Origin of the sequence: Lentzea pudingi, from assembly GCF_014646255.1 — a bacterium.
Lineage (GTDB): Bacteria > Actinomycetota > Actinomycetes > Mycobacteriales > Pseudonocardiaceae > Lentzea > Lentzea pudingi.
Genome location: NZ_BMNC01000015.1, coordinates 1 through 17,159 on the forward strand (window position 1 = coordinate 1; position 17,159 = coordinate 17,159).

Here is a 17,159-nt window from a genome sequence, read left to right on the forward strand (position 1 = left end):
AGCCCAGACCCTCGCGACCTAACCTTCAGTTAGCCAGTCCAACTTCCGGGGACCAGTTCATTCTTTCACCGGGCCCCTTTTCCTCATCCGGCCTGGACTTGCCGGGTGGTGGGGCGGTGAAGACGGGTGAGGAAGCGCTGGCACGCCTCGAAGTCGAGCTCGTCGCAGCGCCAGGCGACGTGGCCGTCCGGCCGGATCACGTAGAGGGCCCGCGAGTCCGGTTCGGTGAGGCCGTAGTGCTCGAACACCTGAGGCGAGTCGGCTCGGTGCACGCGATCGTCCTGCCTGGCTTCGACGCGGCCGATCAGGTGGCCGGTGACGCCGAGTTCCTGCAACCGGGTCGTCGTGGCGGTGATCTCGTCGGCGGTGAGGTGCTTGCGGGACAACGCGATGACGTGCAGCTGGTAGCCCTGCAGCAGGTCGAACACCTGCTCGCGGTCGTTGATCCTGGCGTCCGGGACGCGCTGGCCCGCCAGCGGACCCTTCAGCGAGTACAGCAGTTCGTTGACGTTGATCTCGCTGGGCCGGTAGCCGAGGCTGATCTGGCTGAGGCGGTGGAACGACTTGCGGTGCGGGATCGGGGCCGCCGACATCCGTCCGACGAGGAACGGTCCCGCGGTGTCGCGCAGCCACGCCCGCCAGCCGCGCAGGCCCGCCGCGACCCGGTAGAGGCGGTCGGTGAACTTCAGCAGCCGCACGCCCGCCGGGTGCCGTTCGGCGGAGTAGGTGCCGAGCAGGTCCACGCCCTCGGTGATCGCCGCGGCGAGCTTCCAGGCGAGGTTGGCGGCGTCGTGCAGACCCGTGTTCATGCCCTGGCCGCCCGCCGGGGAGTGGATGTGGGCGGCGTCGCCGACGAGGAAACCCCTGCCGCGGCGGTAGTCGTCGACGCCGCGCAGGTGGACCTGGTAGCGGCTGGTCCAGATCGGTGCGCTGAGGGTGACGTCCAGGTTCATCGCCCTGCGCAGCTCGGTCTGGAGGGCGCCGAGGTCGAACTCGGTCTGGGGGTCGCCGAAGTCGGTGACCATCACACGTGAGGTCTCGGCGCCTCTGAGGGGTAGGAACAGGCCGATGCGGTCGCGGTTCATGAACACCCGGAAGTGCGCGTGGTCGAGCGGCCACTCGACCTTGCAGTCGGCCAGGAGGTAGCGCTGGCCGTACTTGTCGCCGTCGAAGGTGAGTCCGAGCTGCTGCCGGACGGTGCTGTGGGCGCCGTCCGCGCCGACGACGTACTGGGCGGTGATGGTGCGCTCGCCGACGACCGCGGTGACGGCGTCGTCGGTCTGGCGCAGTCGCGTCAGCCTCGTGTCCCGGCGGACCGTGACGCCGTGCCGGGCGAGGTCGTGGAGCAGCACCTCCTCCACTTCGGACTGCGGTGCCATCAGGATGAACTGGTACGGCGTGGTCGCGGCTTTCGCGCGGTCGAAGTCGAGCCCGCCGACGTGCCTGCCCTTGATGTGGAAGCGGATGCCGGTGGTGACGACGCCGCGCCCGAGCAGTTCGTCAGCGAGCCCGATGCTCCTGAACAGCTCGATCGTGCGGGCCTGGACGGCGAACGCCCTCGACTCCGTGGCCGGTCCGGCGTTGGCGTCGACCACGCAGACCTTGATGCCCTGGCGGACCAGCAGCGCCGCTGTCATCAGCCCGCTCGGACCGGCGCCGACGACGAGCACGTCGCAGTCGTGGCGGGCCGCCCGTGCTCCGATGGTCTTCGGCGGTGCGACCGTGGGCTCCGGCCGGGTCCGCGACTTGCCGAGACCGGCCAGGAACCCGCTGCCGGGGCGGGCGGTGACCTGCGGCAACGGGGTGCCGGTGAGCCTGCCCCACATCCTGCGGGTGAGCAGGAACAGCAGGGTGACAAGGGCGAAGACCAGCAGTCCCACGGCTACCTCACCGCCGGCAGGGTGCTGGCCATGCGCAGGAACTGCTGGCGCAGCGGGCCCGCGACCAGGGGCTGGATCGCCTGGACGAACTCCCGCACGTACGGCTGCGCGAGGTGCTTCTCCAGGTCCTCCTTCGACCGGAACACCTCGTAGATCACGAACTGCGACCGGTCCGCGCGGTCGCGGTGGACGTGGAACTCGATCGAGCCCTCTTCGGCGCGCAGCGGCTCGACGAGGCCGAGGATCAGCGCCTCGACCTGGTCCTCGCAGCCCGGCTTGGCCTGGGCGAAACCGAGGTGGGTGTACGGCCCGGTCTCATCGGCGTCCGGCTCGGGCAGGACGACTCGCGCGTCGCTCATCGGGTCTCCTCAACTGCTCAACGGATGGTGAATTCACCATCGCAGTCGGCGGGAGACTGCACCCAGCGCGAGTCCCAGCGAGCGGGACCCGTCGCCCCTTATGCAAAAGACGTTTGCGGTCGTCCGCAAACGTCTTTTGCACAACTGATATATCGGATATTGGATATGAGCCCAAAATCCCAGGTCAGACGCGGATCACGCCCCGAAGAAGACCTCGGCCTCTTCGTAGCGCTCCGTCGGAACGGTCTTGAGCTCGGCCGTGGCCTCGGACAGCTTCACGCGCACGATGTCGGTGCCGCGCAGCGCGACCATCGTGCCGAAGTCACCGGCGGCGACGGCGTCGACGGCGTGCAGGCCGAAGCGGGTCGCGAGGACGCGGTCGTAGGCGGTCGGCGTACCACCGCGCTGGATGTGGCCGAGGACGGCCGCGCGGGACTCCTTGCCGGTGCGGTCCGCGATCTCCTCCGCGAGCCACTGGCCGACGCCACCGAGGCGGACGTGACCGAAGGCGTCGCGCTCACCGGAGTGCAGCACCTCGGCGCCACCCTCGGGGATCGCACCCTCGGCGACGACGATGATCGGCGCGAACTCGCTCTCGAAGCGGCGCTCGACGTGCTCGACGACCTTGTCGACGTTGAAGGGGCGCTCCGGGACGAGGATGACGTTCGCGCCACCCGCGAGACCCGAGTGCAGCGCGATCCAGCCGGCGTGACGGCCCATGACCTCGACGACGAGCGCACGGTGGTGCGACTCGGCCGTGGTGCGCAGGCGGTCGATGGCCTCGGTCGCGATGTGGACGGCCGTGTCGAAGCCGAACGTGTAGTCCGTGGCGCCGAGGTCGTTGTCGATCGTCTTCGGCACACCCACGACGCCGATGCCGTCGTCGGTCAGGCGCTTGGCGACACCGAGCGTGTCCTCGCCGCCGATCGCGACGATGGCGTCGATCTGGTTCTCCGCGATGGTCTCGCGGATCCGGTCGACACCGCCCTCGACCTTGTAGGGGTTCGTGCGCGACGAGCCCAGGATGGTGCCACCGCGGGTGAGGATCTCCTCGACGTCCGCGAGGTCGATCGACTTGGTGAGGTTCTCGATCGGGCCCTGCCACCCGTTGCGGAACCCGACGATCTCCCAGCCGTGCGCCTTGATCCCCTTGCGGACCACGGCCCGGATCACAGCGTTCAGACCGGGGCAGTCACCACCGCCAGTGAGCACACCGATGCGCATCTGCTTCCCCATCTCTCGTGTTCTGTGTCACGCAGACTTTCACGAGCTGTATCGGTGCAGCAACGCGGGTCTCACTCACCGGACGGGAAACCCGATTTTCGCCCGCTGTTCCTCGATCACCTTCCAGCGCGCGAGGTTGTGCCGCGCGTCGGCGAGTGCGTCGTGCGCGTCCGCCGGAGGGGCCGGCAGTTTGGGGCGGCCGACGTCGTCCCAGCGTTGCCGCAGGTCGCGGGTGAACCTGGGGAGCGAGCGCGGCAGCGCGGGCATCGCACCCCACAGCTGCGCCAGCGCTACGTGGTCGTAGGCGGCGAACCACGCCCACAGCTCGACCTCGTCGCGCGCGGCGTTGCGGGCGCCGAGGAAGTCGAGCAGGTCCTCGCGGATGCGCGCGCGGCTGCGCCACGCCTTGTCCGCGGGCGAGGGCAGCTGGTTGAGGACGTTCTGCCGCACCCACGGACCCGCGCGATCGGGGTCGAACTCGGTGGACACGGCGTAGAACTCGCGGCCTTCCTCGTCGACCACGCCGATCGACACGAGGTCGATGGTCAGCCCGTCCTCGATGAACTCACAGTCGTAGAAAAACCGCACCGCGACACCCTAGGGGTGCGGTCAGCTCGCCTTCTTCTCGGGCACCCGGTCGCTCTTCTTGCCCTGTTCGGGCACGGCCGGCTGTTCCTTGGCCTTGGACGCGTAGACATCGACGTACTCCTGGCCGGAGAGCTCCATCAGCGCGTACATGATCTCGTCGGTGATGGACCGCAGCACGAACCTGTCACCCGACAGGCCCTCGTAGCGGGAGAAGTCGAGCGGCTTGCCGATCTTGATGCGGATCGGGTGCGGCTTCCACATCCTGGAGCCGATGGGGTTCGCCTTGTCCGTGCCGAACATGGCCACGGGGATGACCGGCGCACCGGACTCCAGCGCGATCCACGCGACGCCGACCTTGCCCTTGTAGAGGCGGGCGTCGGGCGACCGCGTGCCCTCGGGGTAGATGCCGAGCAGCTTGCCCTCGCGCACGATCCGCACGCCGGTGTCGAGCGCTCCCTGCGCGGCGGACGCGCTGGATCGGTCGATCGGCACCTGGCCGACGCCGGAGAAGAACCACTTCTGCAGCTTGCCCTTGAGCCCCGTGCCCGTGAAGTACTCGATCTTCGCGGGGAACGTCACCCGCCGCGACAGCATCAGCGGCAGGAAGAACGAGTCGGAGACGGCGAGGTGGTTGCTCGCCAGGATGGCGCCGCCGTCCTTCGGGATGTTCTCGGCGCCCTCGATGATCTTCGGCTGGAAGAACAACCGCAGAATCGGACCCAGGAGGACGTGCTTCATCAACCAGTACAGCACCTTGGGAAGCGCCTCCCTAAAGACCCCGCGAACCTTGCTCCCGACATCCAGCCTACGGAGCCCACCGCATCTCACACAACGAGTCCCAGTTTTGGGCGTCACGGCCGTCCCGAAAGGCCGGAACCGGGAACGCGACTGGGCCAACTGCCGTAACCCGCAACACATCCCGTCCGTGCAACGATGAGGGGTCAGAGGGTTGCGGCTTTGTGGAGAGGCTCTGAATGAACGCCCGGCGCGACTCGACCGACGGACCCGAGAACGTCGACGAGCTCTTTGCCGAGATCGTCGCGGGTCTCGAACGGGACGGGGTCGGCAAGGACTGGCTCGACCTCGACGAGGCGAGCCCGGAGAACGGGCGCGGCGAGCCCGAGCCGCGCACGGTCGTGGCCGACGACCCCGCGCCGGACCCCGTCGACGAGCCCGAACTGCGAGATCCGGCCGACGACGACCACTACGTCCCGCCGGAGCCGCCGCCGTTCCCGGTGCTGCGCGCCTCGACGCTCGCGGCCCTCGGCCTGTTCGTGCTGGGCATCCTGCTGCTGGTCGCACCCGGCATCTTCGGCCTGCAGGCGCGCATCGGCACGCCGCTGTCACTGGTGGCGCTGTGCGCGGGCGTCGGCTGGCTGATCCTGCGCATGCGCAACACCCCGCCGCCGGACTCGGGATGGGACGACGGCGCTCAGGTGTAACGGCGTGATAACGGCCACTCAAACCTTCAGATAACGATTGGGTCATGCCTACCGTGTGCGGCATGGACCAGATGCAGCACCTGATGATGGCCCGCGCCATGGCGACCCTGAGCAAGAAGGACGCGGCCAAGCGCCGTCGTCCGCGCATCCTTCGCCTGCTCGGCCGTTAGTCGCCTCGCCGGCGATCCGCCGGCCGCTCGACCGGGTGTTCGCGGCGGGCGAACACACCCCGACACGCCCGCCGCGACACGCCCTCAAATCGATATATCAGTCGCGCTGACCTGCACCCTTGCAACAGGTCTTTTGACTTCGTCCGCAAAAGACCTGTTGCAAAGGCTCCTGAAACGGGCGGGCGGGTCAGCTGGAGCGCTTCCGCAACGCGGACGGCTTGTGCACCGCGTCCCTGCCGCTCTTCGCGCTTTCGACGCGGTACTGGGGCTCGTCCTTGGACGCCTTCACCTTGCGGCCCGCCGCCTCCTTCTCCTCGGTGATCTCCTCCTTCACCTCGCCGTGGGTCGTCGAGCCGTGGCTCGACCACTCGACCTCGTCACCCGGCTTGTAGGGATGCTTCGTCATGGCACGCGGGTACCCCACTCGGACGAAGCAACCCGAGCGGGAGGACCAACGTGCGCGACGACGAGCAGGAGCAGACGCGGAAGGACTTCGGTGCCGTGGTCAACATGACCGCCTCGAAGCTCGAGAAGTGGCTCGACTGCGACGAGTCCAAGCAGGTCGGCGACAAGCGGTCCGGCGAGTCGACCGGGCACGCGTCCGGCCGCCGCATCGTGGAGCTGCTGCAGACCAAGCGCGACGACCTGACCGGCGCCGACCTCGAGCACATGCGCAAGGTCGTCGGCTACGTCCACCGGCACCTCGCCCAGCGTCCCGACGGCGACGTCGCGGACACCCGCTGGCGCTACTCGCTGATGAACTGGGGCCACGACCCCCTGGAGAAGTAGTTCGGAACCGGCGAGAAGCAGCTCAGGACCGACGCGAGTGGTTCTTGGCCGCTCGCGTGGCCATCTGGGCCGCCGACTCGCGGGCCAGGGTCGCCGCGCCCACGATGCCCGCGTCGTCGCCGAGCTGGGCGGTGCGGATCCGGGCCAGCGGGCGGTGGCCCGCTCCCGTCACGACGGAGGCGTAGCGCTCGCGGGCGTCGTCGAGGAACAGCGGCGCCGAGGTCGACACGCCTCCCCCGATGACGATCACCTCGGGGTCGTACACGTCCGCGACCAGGGCCAGGCCCTCGCCGAGCCAGCGGGCCAGGTCGGCCATCGCGCGCTTGGCCAGCGGGTCGCCGTCGCGCGCCGCTCCGGCCACCCGGCGGCCGGTCACCGCGCGCGAGTCGCCTGCCGCCTCGCGGGCGAGGACGGTCGAGACGCCGGGGTGCTTGGCGAGCAGCTCCACTGCCGTCGCGCTCAGGGCCGTGCCGCTGCAGTAGCGCTCCCAGCAGCCGTTCTTGCCGCACGGGCAGGGCCGGCCGTCCGGGACGACGCGCAGGTGACCGAGTTCGGGGGCCACGCCGTGCGCGCCGCGGAAGACCTCGCCGTTCAGCAGCAGCGCGGCGCCGATGCCCGTGCCGATGGCGACGAGCACGGCGGTCTTGGCGCCGCGGGCCGCGCCGAAGCGGTGTTCGGCCAGCGCGGCGGCGTTCGCGTCGTGTTCCAGCACGACCGGCATGCCCAGGCGGTCGCTCATGCGGTCCGCCACGTCGGCCTGCCGCCACGCCAGGTGCGGCGCGAACCGGACCGTGCGGCGGTCCGAGGCGATGAAGCCCGCGACGGCCAGTCCGACGGCGTTCACCGCGTGGCGGGCCGCCACCTCCTCCACGGCGGCGACGATCGCGTCTTCGAGGGCGCGTTCACCCGCGGGCGTGGGGGCGCGGGAGGTGTCCAGCACCGAGCCACGCGGGTCCACGACTCCCGCGCGCACGCTGGTGCCGCCGATGTCCACTCCGACGGTGAGCACTAGTCGGACTTCCTGACGACCTTGATGTGCTGCACGCGCTGGCCCGCGTCCGGCGCGGGCTCGTCACCGGCCGAGGGTGCCGGTGGCGGGGTGCCGGGCTCGCGCAGGGCCGCACGCAGCACCGCCACCAGGCCCGCCGCGTGTTCGGCGGCCTTCGCGGCCAGCTCGGAGCGGTCGCCGCGCAGCAGCGCCACGCCGTTGCACAACGGGCACCAGCCGCACGTCTCGGGCGTGTGCGAGCCGTCGCCCGCCTCGGAGACGCGCTGCAGCCACGGCTGCATGCGTTCGGCGGCCGTGTCGATGAGCAGCCGCAGCTCCTCGGCGAGCTTGCCGTTGTTGTCCTGGGTCATCTGCAAGCTCCTGAATCAGCGCCAGAGGGAAGGGTCCGGGCGGAACCCCACCGTGACGCCACCCGAGTCCATCTCCGCACCGGTGACGATGCAGCGCCTCAGCAACGACGGCAGTGCCACGAGCCGGCGCCGGCCGTCCACCGTCAGCGCCAGGTCGTCGCCCACGCGTGCGAGGTCCAGCTCCGTGTCGTCCGCCAGCGGCAACGCGATCCGCAGCGAGTACCGGGCGTCGAGCCCGCGCCCGCTGCCCGACACCTCCAGCAGCGATCCGGACCCACCGGGAGCGGGCTCCGCGACGGGCAGCGGGTCGGTGTCGCCGTAGAGCTGCCCGGCGACCTCCAGCAACGCCAGCACGCCCACGGGCTCCGACGCGCGGTGGTCGACCGTGCGGATCTCACCGATGCCGGTCAGCTCGGCCAGCACGGCGTCCTGCTCGTGCCGGCGGGTCCGCAGCCACGTGGCGGCGGCACCGCGCGCGGCACCCGGCGAGGGCACCAGCCGGTTCGCGATCACGCTGTCCACCCGGATGCCCTGCAACGCGAGCGCGGTCAGGGTGCGACGGGTCTCGGCGGCGACGACGCGTTCGGGCGTCAGCACCAGCCGCACCGAGCACGACGACGCGTCGGTGAGCATCGAGCGCAATGCGTCGAGCCGCTCGGCGAGCCGGCTCAGCGCGTCCGCGGTCGCGTCCCACTTCTCGACGGTCCCGGTGCCCGCGACGCCCGCGAGCAGGCCTCGCACCACGCGCCGGTGGGTCGGGAAGAGCCGTTCGAGGTACCCCGCGAACGCCTCGGGCAGCGACAGCAGCCGCAACGTCTCCGCGGTCGGCCCGCAGTCGACGACCACGACCTCCCACGGCCCGGACGCGGCGAGCCGCCGCACCTCGGCGAGGGCCAGCAGCTCCTCGACGCCGGGCAGCACGGTGAGTTCCTCGGCGTCGAGCTCGTCGACACCGGCGCCCGCGAGCACGGTCCGCAGGTGGCCGCGCAGGTCGCCCCACGCCTCGTCGACGAGGCCGCGCGGGTCGATCTGGCAGGCGAACAGGCCGTCTGATCCGTCTACTTCGGACGGTTCGGCGCCCAGACGCGTGTCGAGCGCGTCGCCGAGCGAGTGCGCGGGGTCGGTGGAGACGACCAGCGCCTTGCGGCCGTGCGCGGCCAGCGAGGCGGCGGTGGCGGCCGACAGCGTCGTCTTGCCGACCCCGCCCTTGCCGGTGAAGAGCAGGACCCGGCTCAAGCCGCCTTCTCCGCGCGCTTCTTGAGCTCCTTGAGCGCGGTGTCGAGGATCAGCTTCTCGGCCTTGCGGCGGAACAGCCCGATCATCGGGATCACCAGCTGCACCGACAACGTGTAGGTGACCTTGGTGCCGGTACCGGACGGCGCCAGCACGTAGCTGCCCTGCTGCGCCTTCTGCATGGTGCCCTTGACGAGCTCCCACTTCACCGAAAGACCGTCGGCGGACCAGTCGTACCTCAGGGTGTACTCGTCCTTCACGGGACCCTGGTCGATCGCGAACCGCACCTGCTCGGCGCGGCCGTCGTCGCGGGTGTCGAGGACCTCGACTTCCTTCATCCCGTTCGCCCAGTCCGGGTACGACGGGAAGTCCGCGATGATCGCCATGATCTTCTCAGGCGGAGCGTCGATGACGATGGACTGAGTGGACTCGTCGGCCATAGACGTGGAGGCTACTCGCGTGGCTACCAATTCAGGACGTGAGGCTTGCCGCTGCGCTGGAAGTGCCCGACGTTGACGCACTCGGTGTAGCCGACGCGCACGCGCCTGGCCAACGGCTGGTGCACGTGCCCGAACACCGACCAGCGGGGGCGTTCGCGCTCGATCTTGTCCAGCGCGGCCCGTGACCCCCACTCGGGACGGCGCGCGACGACGTCGTAGGTCAGTTCCGGCACGAGCGGCGGGATGTGCGTGCAGAGCACGTCGACCTGCCCCATCCGCTCCAGCGCCGAGGCCATGTCCTCCTCCGTGCGCAGGTACGGGTACCACGGCGCGTTGGGGTTGCGGACCAGTCCAGGAACCATCAGCCCGCCGCCGGCGAACCCGAATCTGAGCCCGCCGATCTCCGCCGCCTCACCGTCGAGGACGTGCACGCCGTCGCGGGCGAACTGCGGCCACAGCTGCGGACTGTCCACATTGCCCGGTGTCGCGTACGTCGGCGCGGACATGGCGCCGAACAACGCGTGGTACTGCTCCAGCACCGCTTCTTCCACGACGGAACGGGCGTCGGCGAGCCCGTCCCACAGCGACCGGATGTAGCCCGCCGTGTCGGCACGCTTCGTGCCGCGGCGCAGCTCGGCGAAGATCCCGACCTTCTCCGGCCCGAAGACGCGGCCGAGGATCCCCTTGGAATGGTCGTGGTAGTCGACGAAGTCGATCAGGTCGCCGAGGACGACGAGGGCGTCCGCGCCGTCACCGGCGCGCGCGAGCGCCTCCGCGTTGCCGTGCACATCGGAAACCACGTGAACCCGCACGCTTCCAACTTAGTTGACGCCGCATGGGGGTGTTCTGCGAGACGCGCGTCAAGCAAGATCACCCTGCCGGCGGGCAGCCGGCCGGACGGCCGTCCTCCAGGGTCAGCTTGAGCCCCAGCGAGACGGACTTCGCGTCGAGCTGACGGCGTTGCACCTCGCGGCGGGCGTCGCGCGGTGTGAACGACCCGGTGGGCGAGTCAGCGCGGAGGAAGTAGTGCACCACGGTGCCGTCGAGCACGGGCTCGAGCCAGACCTCCATCGTGCCGACGAGCGCGCCGCCGACGGTCCAGCGCAGGCCCTCGTCGCCCCTGTCGGCGTAGACGTCGAGCTCCAGATCGGGCCAGAACGCCCGCCAGGAGGCAGGCGGGGCGAAGGCTGCGGCGACCACTCCGGGTGGTACCGCGAGGAAAGTCTCGTCGACGACGTCCACGCTGGCCATGAGGACAAAAGGTAACGGAAGGGCGTACCCACCTTTGTATCGCCGGAATCACACGCTAGGTTTCCCCACCAGTAACATTTCACCGTACGGAGGTTGACGTGCGCGAGTTCAGCGTCCCCGCCACCGCCGCTGTGGCTCCGGAGGAAAACCTCACCGACATGGTGTGGGCCAACGCGGAGCGCTTCGGCAACGCCGTCAGCTTCCGCAGGCAGGTCGACGGCACCTGGATCGACATCACCGCGCGTGACTTCGCCGCGCAGGTCATGGCGGTCGCGAAGGGCATGATCGCAGCCGGTCTCGAACTGGGCGATCGCGTCGGACTGGTCTCCAAGACGCGCTACGAGTGGTCGTTGCTCGACTTCGCCATCTGGGCGGCGGGCGGCGTCGTGGTGCCCATCTACGAGACGTCGTCGGCGGACCAGATCGAGTGGATCCTGTCCGACTCGGGCGCGACGGCGGTGTTCGTCGAGGCGTCGTCGCACCGCGCGATGGTCGACGACGTCGTCGGCAAGCTGCCCGAACTGCGCCACGTGTGGCAGATCGACGGCTCCGCCCCCGCCGTCGACGAACTGACCGCGCTGGGTGCCGAGATCACCGACGAGCAGGTGCACGAGCGCCGCAAGCAGGTCCAGGCGGACCACACGGCGACGCTCGTCTACACGTCCGGCACCACCGGCCGTCCCAAGGGCTGCACGCTGACGCACCGCAACCTGCTGTCCGAGGTGCGGTCGGCGCTGTCGCGGTTCCCGGAGATCCTCACGGCCGGCAACTCGCTGCTGCTGTTCCTGCCGCTCGCGCACATCCTGGCGCGTGCCCTGTACCTCGCGTGCGTGTACTCGCGGGCGACGCTGGGCCACACCGCCGATGTGAAGAACCTCGTCGAGGACCTCGGCCAGTTCCGCCCGACGTTCGTCGTCGCGGTGCCGCGCGTGTTCGAGAAGGTCTACAACGGCGCCAAGCAGAAGGCGCACGCCGGCGGCAAGGGCAAGATCTTCGACGCCGCCGAGGCCACGTCGGTCGCGTACAGCACGGCGCTCGACAACGGCGGTCCCGGCCTCGGCCTGCGGATCAAGCACGCGGTGTTCGACAAGCTGGTGTTCACGAAGCTGCGGGCCGCCCTGGGCGGTCGTGCGGTCGCGGCGGTCTCCGGTGGTGCTCCGCTGGGTGCCCGGCTGTCGCACTTCTTCCGCGGCGCGGGCATCCCGGTCTACGAGGGCTACGGCCTGACCGAGACGTCGGCGGCGGCGTGCGTGACGTTCCGGGGTCAGGAGAAGGTCGGCACGGTCGGCCTGCCGGTGCCCGGCACGTCGGTGAAGATCGCCGAGGACGGCGAGATCCTCATCAAGGGCGACATCGTGTTCACCGGCTACTGGAACAACGAGGCCGCCACCAAGGAGGCCTTGGAGGACGGCTGGTTCCACACCGGTGACATCGGCGAGCTCGACACCGACGGGTTCCTGAAGATCACGGGCCGCAAGAAGGAGATCATCGTCACCGCCGGTGGCAAGAACGTCTCCCCCGCGCAGCTCGAGGACCGGATCCGGGCGCACCCGCTGATCTCGCAGTGCATGGTCGTCGGCGACAAGCAGCCGTTCATCGGCGCGCTGATCACGATCGACCCGGAGTTCTTCCCGTCGTGGAAGGAGTCGCACGGCAAGCCGGCGAGCGCCGAGGTCCCCGACCTGATCGAGGACGCGGACCTGCTGGCCGAGATCCAGGCCGTGGTGGACGACGCGAACAAGTCGGTGTCCAAGGCCGAGGCGATCCGCAAGTTCCGGGTGCTGCCGGTCGACTTCACCGAGGCGGGCGGCGAGATGACGCCGTCGCTGAAGCTGAAGCGCTCGGTCGTGGCGACGACCTACTCGGCGGACATCGACGCGATCTACGCGAAGTAACTGCAGGTCGAATGCGCGAAAGGCCCAGGAGCTGAAGAGTGCTCCTGGGCCTTTCGACCCCCAGCGATCGTGATCCGCGGAACTCTCCGCCGAACCCGAGAAGTTGTTGCCCCGGCCCCCCGACCGGGACATGAAGAAGATTGCCGTACGGCGCTGACGTATCGCTGACGCGCCGATGTCACTCGGCGACAGAGCGCCAATAGGCTGTGGGCCGGACGGGGAAGATCCGGCTCGCACGAGAGGCAGACGATGGCTTCGGGTCCGCAGTTCCGGCTGCTCGGCCCGATGGAAGTACGCCTGGAGACCTCCGCTGTCGTGTTGCGCGCGGGCAAGCACCGGGCGTTGCTGGCGGCGTTGCTGCTGCGGCCGAACCGCGTCGTGCCCGTGACGGAACTCGTCGAGCACGTGTGGGGCGACACACCGCCGGCGCGCACGCGTGGCACGGTGCAGACGTACGTGATGCGGTTGCGGGCGGCGCTGGGTGACCCGTCGTTGATCCAGACGGCCGCGGACGGCTACCGGATGCGGGTCGATCCGCTGGCAGTGGACGCGCACCTGTTCGCGGACGCGGCGGCCCGCGGACGTGCGGCGGTGTCGTCGGGCGACCTGGTCACAGCGCGGAAAGCGTTTGCCGAGGCGTTGGAGTTGTGGCGTGGTCCGGTGTTGTCGGACGTGCCTTCGGAGACGTTGTACGCGGAGCACGCGCCACGGCTCACCGAGCTGCTGATGACGCTGCACGAGCAGCGGATCGACGTCGAGCTCGCGCTCGGCAACCACGCGGACCTGGTGCCGGAGCTGTTCGGGCTGACGCGGGACCACCCGTTGCGCGAGCGGTTCTGGGCGCAGCTGATGCTCGCGCTCTACCGCGGCAGCAGGCAGGCGGAGGCGCTGGAGGCGTTCCGGCAGCTCGACCGGACGCTCGACGAGCAGCTGGGCATCGACCCGTCGCGGGAGCTGCGGTCGTTGCACCAGGCGATCCTGGTGGGGGCGCCGGGGCTGGCCGCGCCGGTGGTGGAGCGGGAGCCGGAACGGGTGCCGTCGTCACCGATGCGGCTGCCGGACGACATCGCGGACTTCACCGGGCGGTCCTGGCACGTGGAACGGGTCTCGGGGCTGATCACGGCCGGGTCGGTGCCGATCGTGACGCTGGCGGGACCGCCGGGGGTGGGCAAGACGACGCTCGCGGTGCACGTGGCGCACCTGCTGCGGGACCGGTTCCCGGACGGGCAGCTCCACGTCGACCTGCGCGGCTACGCGCTGGGGGCCCCTGCGGACGGGGTGGACGTGCTGTCGCGGTTCCTGCGGGCGCTCGGGGTGCCGCCGGACGAGATCCCGCCGGACGCGGACGAGCAGAGCACGATGCTGCGGTCGTTGCTGTCGGGGCGGCGGATGTTGCTGGTGCTCGACAACGCGTCCGCGCCGGACCAGGTGCGGCCGTTGCTGCCGGGGACGGCGTCGTGCCGGGTGATCGTGACGTCGCGGGACGACCTGCGCGGGCTGATCGCCCTGAACGGCGCGCGGACCGTGCCGGTGGACGTGTTCTCGGCGGCGGAGTCGGCGGCGCTGCTGGAGAAGCTGCTCGGGCCGGGCGACCACGCGGAGCTGGCGGCGCGGTGCGGGCACCTGCCGCTCGCGTTGCGGGTGGCGGCGGCGTACCTGGCCGGGCGTGACGACGTGACGATCTCCGGTTCGCCCATCGAGCTCGCCTACGCCGCGCTGCCTCCCGCGCCGCAACGGTTGTTCCGGCTGTTGTCGCTGGTGCCGGGGCCGGACTTCACGCCGGAAGCCGCGTCCGCGCTGGCCGACGCCGACGCCGAGGGCCTGCTGACGGTGCTGGCGATCGCGGGACTGGTGGTGTCGCCGGCACCCGGCCGCTACCGGTTCCACGACGAGCTGGTCCGGTACGCCGCCGCGTTGCGGGAGAAGGCGGACAGCCCGGCGGAACAGCAGGTGGCGTGGACGGCGCTGGTGAACCACTACCTGCGCGGCGTCGAACGCTGCGCCGAGCTGCTCTACCCCGGGATCGTGCGGTTGCCGTCGCCCGCGGCGGGACCCTCGCCGCGGATCTCGACGTCGGCCGAGGCCCTGGCGTGGCTCGACGCGGAACGCCCGAACCTGATCGCCGCCATCCGGCACGCGGCCGAGCACGGCCCCGCGGTGATGGCGTGGCAGCTGGCGGACGCGCTGCGCGGCTACCTCTGGATCGGCCAGCACGTCGGCGAATGGCTCGCGACGGCCCACCACGGCTTGCAGGCCGCCCAGGAGTCCGCGCACCGCCCGGCCGAGGCCGCGATGCACGCGAACCTCGGCACCCTCTACCTGCGGCTGGGCGAGTACGCACGCTCCGTCGAGCACCACAACCGCGCCATCGACCTGTACCGGGAACTGGGCGACAAGGACGCCGAGGCGGGCGCGCTCAACAATCTCAGCCTCGTGCACCGCCGCTCCGGCGACCTGGTCGCCGCGCGCGACACCCTGGTCCGCTGCCTGGACATGCTGCGCTCGGCGCCGGCGGACAGCGTCAGCACCGGCCTGTACAACCTCGGCCAGCTCGCCGTGGAACTCGGCGAGATCGACGGCGCGGTCGAGCACTTCTCGCAGGCGCTGGCACTGGCCCCGAACGCCGACAGCCACACCTACCTCGGCATGGCCCTGCGCCTGCAGGGCCGTCCGGTCGAGGCACGGGCCCACCTCGAACGCGCCCTGGAGATCGGCAACGTCCCCGCCGGCGAGTCCGAGACCCTGGAGAACCTCGCCGCCCTGGAACTCGCCGCCGGCAACACCGGCGCGGCCCTGTCCCTGGCGACCCGCGCCCTGTCCCTCGTGGCCGACGGCGGTGACCCGCAGGTGGCGACCTCGGTCCGGATCACGCTCGGCGAGACCCGCCGGGCCTTCCTCGACTTCGACGCCGCCGCCGGACTGTTCGAGCAGGCCCTGACGACGGCCCGGCGGATCGGTTACGCCTCGGGCGAGGTCCGCGCGCTGATCGCCCTGGCCGGGGTGTTGCGCGATCTCGACCGCCCCGCCGATGCCCAGGCCGCCGCCGACCGGGCCGCGCGGCGCAGTGCCGAGCTGGGATTGCGCGCTTTGGAGAACCGAGCCCGCGAACTCGCCTGATCGTTCCGCCCTCTTCGGCTTTCACCTCGCGATATGCCATATATGGCGTACCCGGGATGACAACGTTGTCTTCCGTGGCGCTTAGCGATGTTCAGAGACTGCAGGAGTGAAACCGCCAGAACGCCATCCAGCCGCAATACGCCCTGTATACAGGCGGTCGACATCCAGCATGGAGCGTTCAGACAACGGTCATACCGACTGCGCACGCTCCGAATGCCGAGCGCATGCACCTCGCACACAGAGCCGGTACATCGGATATCGCGTTCCGGATATCGCTGGTCACCCGACCAGGACATCGAGTACCGAGTTCAGCCGATGAGATTTTCGAGGCGGTGTGCGAGCTGGTCCCAGCGCCAGTGGTCGCTGACCCACTCCCGGCCGGCGCGCCCCATCTTGGCCGCGGTCTCGGGATCGGCGAGGAGCGAGGCGATCCGCGAGGCGACGTTCTCGACGTCGAGGCCGTCGACGACGTTGCCGGTGATGCCGTCCCGCACGGTCTCGGGAGCGCCACCGGAGCGTCCGGCCACGACGGGCAGCCCGGTCGCCGAGGCCTCCAGGTAGACGATGCCGAGCCCTTCGACGTCGAGGCCGCGGCCGCGCGTGCGGCAGGGCATCGCGAAGACGTCGCCGGCGTTGTAGTGCGCGGGCAGTTCCTCCCACGGCACCGAGCCGGTCAGCACGATGTCGCGTGAGCCGGCGGCCATCTTCTCGAGCGTCTTGCGGTACGGCCCGCCGCCGACGATCAGCAGAGCGGCGTCCTGCACCGAACGCTGGATCAACGGCAGCGCGCGGATCAGGACGTCCTGCCCCTTGCGCGGCACCAGGCGCGACACGCACACGACCACCGGCCGGTCGCCCAGCCCGTGGCGCCGGCGGATCTCGGCGCGCGCGGCGGGATCGGGGCGGTACTGCTCGGTGTCCACACCGGACGGGAGGTGTTCCAGCGCCGCCATCGGCCCGAACGCCGCCGAGAACCGCGAGCGGGTGTAGCGGCTGACGTAGGTCACGACGTCCACACCGGACCCGATGGCCCGCAACGCCTGACGCGCCACCGGGAGCATCGACCAGCCGACCTCGTGCCCGTGCGTGCACGCCACCGAGCGGCTCAACCCGAGCGACGGCGCCAGCAACGCGAGCGGTGCCGCCGCCCCGAACCACGCCGCCTCGCACGACTCGGCGCGGGCGATGTCGCGGGCACGGCGCAGGACGTCCGGCGTCGGCAGCATCAGCGACGTGGGATGCCGCACCACCGGGAACGGCTGCTCGGCGTCGAACTCCTCCGCGCCCTTCCACTTCGGCGCGTAGACGACGAGCGAGTCCTGGGGCAGCCGTGTCGCGAACGCGTGCAGGTAGGACTGGATGCCACCGGGGCGGGGCGGGAAGTCGTTGGTCACCAGCAGGGTTCGGCGCAC

General features: G+C 70.5%; 18 protein-coding genes. 5 read left to right on the forward strand and 13 right to left on the reverse strand.

Annotation, left to right across the window (positions count from 1 at the left end):
• Window positions 1-83: 83 nt before the first annotated feature.
• From IEY88_RS34745 to IEY88_RS34765, 5 genes are all read right to left on the reverse strand, one after another.
• Entirely contained in the window at window positions 84-1,880 is a 1,797-nt protein-coding gene (locus tag IEY88_RS34745; RefSeq protein ID WP_189159151.1) for an FAD-dependent oxidoreductase, read from the reverse strand.
• 2 nt (window positions 1,881-1,882) lie between these two features.
• Window positions 1,883-2,239, reverse strand: a complete 357-nt coding sequence (locus tag IEY88_RS34750) for a putative quinol monooxygenase (protein ID WP_189159152.1) — start codon at window positions 2,237-2,239, stop codon at window positions 1,883-1,885.
• A gap of 195 nt (window positions 2,240-2,434) precedes the next feature.
• Window positions 2,435-3,463 (reverse strand): 6-phosphofructokinase, encoded by a 1,029-nt coding sequence (locus tag IEY88_RS34755; RefSeq protein ID WP_189159323.1) that lies wholly within the window; start codon window positions 3,461-3,463, stop codon window positions 2,435-2,437.
• Window positions 3,464-3,538: 75 nt separating this feature from the next.
• Window positions 3,539-4,051, reverse strand: coding sequence for a polyadenylate-specific 3'-exoribonuclease AS (locus IEY88_RS34760; protein ID WP_189159153.1), 513 nt, complete (start codon window positions 4,049-4,051; stop codon window positions 3,539-3,541).
• Window positions 4,052-4,072: 21 nt separating this feature from the next.
• Window positions 4,073-4,804 (reverse strand): lysophospholipid acyltransferase family protein, encoded by a 732-nt coding sequence (locus tag IEY88_RS34765; RefSeq protein ID WP_189159154.1) that lies wholly within the window; start codon window positions 4,802-4,804, stop codon window positions 4,073-4,075.
• A 221-nt stretch (window positions 4,805-5,025) separates the two neighbouring features.
• On the opposite strand from IEY88_RS34765, the gene IEY88_RS34770 reads away from it, so the two are divergent.
• Both IEY88_RS34770 and IEY88_RS45180 read left to right on the forward strand, forming a co-directional pair.
• Window positions 5,026-5,493, forward strand: a complete 468-nt coding sequence (locus IEY88_RS34770; protein WP_189159155.1) for a hypothetical protein — start codon at window positions 5,026-5,028, stop codon at window positions 5,491-5,493.
• 44 nt (window positions 5,494-5,537) lie between these two features.
• Complete coding sequence (locus IEY88_RS45180) at window positions 5,538-5,663, forward strand: hypothetical protein (RefSeq protein WP_268241278.1); 126 nt, start codon at window positions 5,538-5,540, stop codon at window positions 5,661-5,663.
• 187 nt (window positions 5,664-5,850) lie between these two features.
• Here the strand turns inward: IEY88_RS45180 and IEY88_RS34775 are convergent, their stop codons facing one another.
• On the reverse strand, window positions 5,851-6,069 hold the full coding sequence (locus tag IEY88_RS34775; protein ID WP_189159156.1) for a hypervirulence associated TUDOR domain-containing protein: 219 nt from the start codon (window positions 6,067-6,069) through the stop codon (window positions 5,851-5,853).
• A gap of 50 nt (window positions 6,070-6,119) precedes the next feature.
• Here IEY88_RS34775 and IEY88_RS34780 point away from each other — a divergent pair, with 50 nt between their 5' ends.
• Window positions 6,120-6,452 (forward strand): DUF3140 domain-containing protein, encoded by a 333-nt coding sequence (locus IEY88_RS34780; RefSeq protein ID WP_189159157.1) that lies wholly within the window; start codon window positions 6,120-6,122, stop codon window positions 6,450-6,452.
• A gap of 22 nt (window positions 6,453-6,474) precedes the next feature.
• Here IEY88_RS34780 and IEY88_RS34785 read toward each other — a convergent pair whose 3' ends face one another.
• The 6 genes from IEY88_RS34785 to IEY88_RS34810 are packed head-to-tail and all read right to left on the reverse strand — an operon-like array spanning window position 6,475 to window position 10,735.
• Complete coding sequence (locus IEY88_RS34785; protein ID WP_189159158.1) at window positions 6,475-7,461, reverse strand: ROK family glucokinase; 987 nt, start codon at window positions 7,459-7,461, stop codon at window positions 6,475-6,477.
• On the reverse strand, window positions 7,461-7,811 hold the full coding sequence (locus IEY88_RS34790; protein ID WP_189159159.1) for a hypothetical protein: 351 nt from the start codon (window positions 7,809-7,811) through the stop codon (window positions 7,461-7,463). Before IEY88_RS34790 ends, IEY88_RS34785 begins: the two co-directional genes overlap by 1 nt.
• 15 nt (window positions 7,812-7,826) lie before the next feature.
• Window positions 7,827-9,047, reverse strand: coding sequence for an ArsA family ATPase (locus IEY88_RS34795; protein ID WP_189159160.1), 1,221 nt, complete (start codon window positions 9,045-9,047; stop codon window positions 7,827-7,829).
• Window positions 9,044-9,484: an SRPBCC family protein gene (locus IEY88_RS34800; protein ID WP_189159161.1), complete on the reverse strand. Its 441-nt coding sequence runs from the start codon at window positions 9,482-9,484 to the stop codon at window positions 9,044-9,046. The genes IEY88_RS34795 and IEY88_RS34800 overlap by 4 nt, the downstream gene beginning before the upstream one ends.
• A gap of 23 nt (window positions 9,485-9,507) precedes the next feature.
• Window positions 9,508-10,296 (reverse strand): metallophosphoesterase family protein, encoded by a 789-nt coding sequence (locus tag IEY88_RS34805; RefSeq protein WP_189159162.1) that lies wholly within the window; start codon window positions 10,294-10,296, stop codon window positions 9,508-9,510.
• A 58-nt stretch (window positions 10,297-10,354) separates the two neighbouring features.
• Window positions 10,355-10,735 carry a polyketide cyclase / dehydrase and lipid transport gene (locus tag IEY88_RS34810; RefSeq protein ID WP_189159163.1) on the reverse strand — a complete coding sequence of 127 codons (381 nt, stop codon included), beginning with the start codon at window positions 10,733-10,735 and terminating at the stop codon, window positions 10,355-10,357.
• 98 nt (window positions 10,736-10,833) lie between these two features.
• On the opposite strand from IEY88_RS34810, the gene IEY88_RS34815 reads away from it, so the two are divergent.
• Window positions 10,834-12,630, forward strand: a complete 1,797-nt coding sequence (locus IEY88_RS34815) for an AMP-dependent synthetase/ligase (RefSeq protein WP_189159164.1) — start codon at window positions 10,834-10,836, stop codon at window positions 12,628-12,630.
• 249 nt (window positions 12,631-12,879) lie between these two features.
• Window positions 12,880-15,747 (forward strand): AfsR/SARP family transcriptional regulator, encoded by a 2,868-nt coding sequence (locus IEY88_RS34820; protein WP_189159165.1) that lies wholly within the window; start codon window positions 12,880-12,882, stop codon window positions 15,745-15,747.
• Between the two features lie 308 nt (window positions 15,748-16,055).
• On the opposite strand, the gene IEY88_RS34825 is transcribed toward IEY88_RS34820, so the two are convergent.
• The gene (locus IEY88_RS34825; RefSeq protein WP_189159166.1) at window positions 16,056-17,159 is read right to left on the reverse strand and encodes a glycosyltransferase family 4 protein; all 1,104 of its coding nucleotides are present in this window, start codon (window positions 17,157-17,159) and stop codon (window positions 16,056-16,058) included.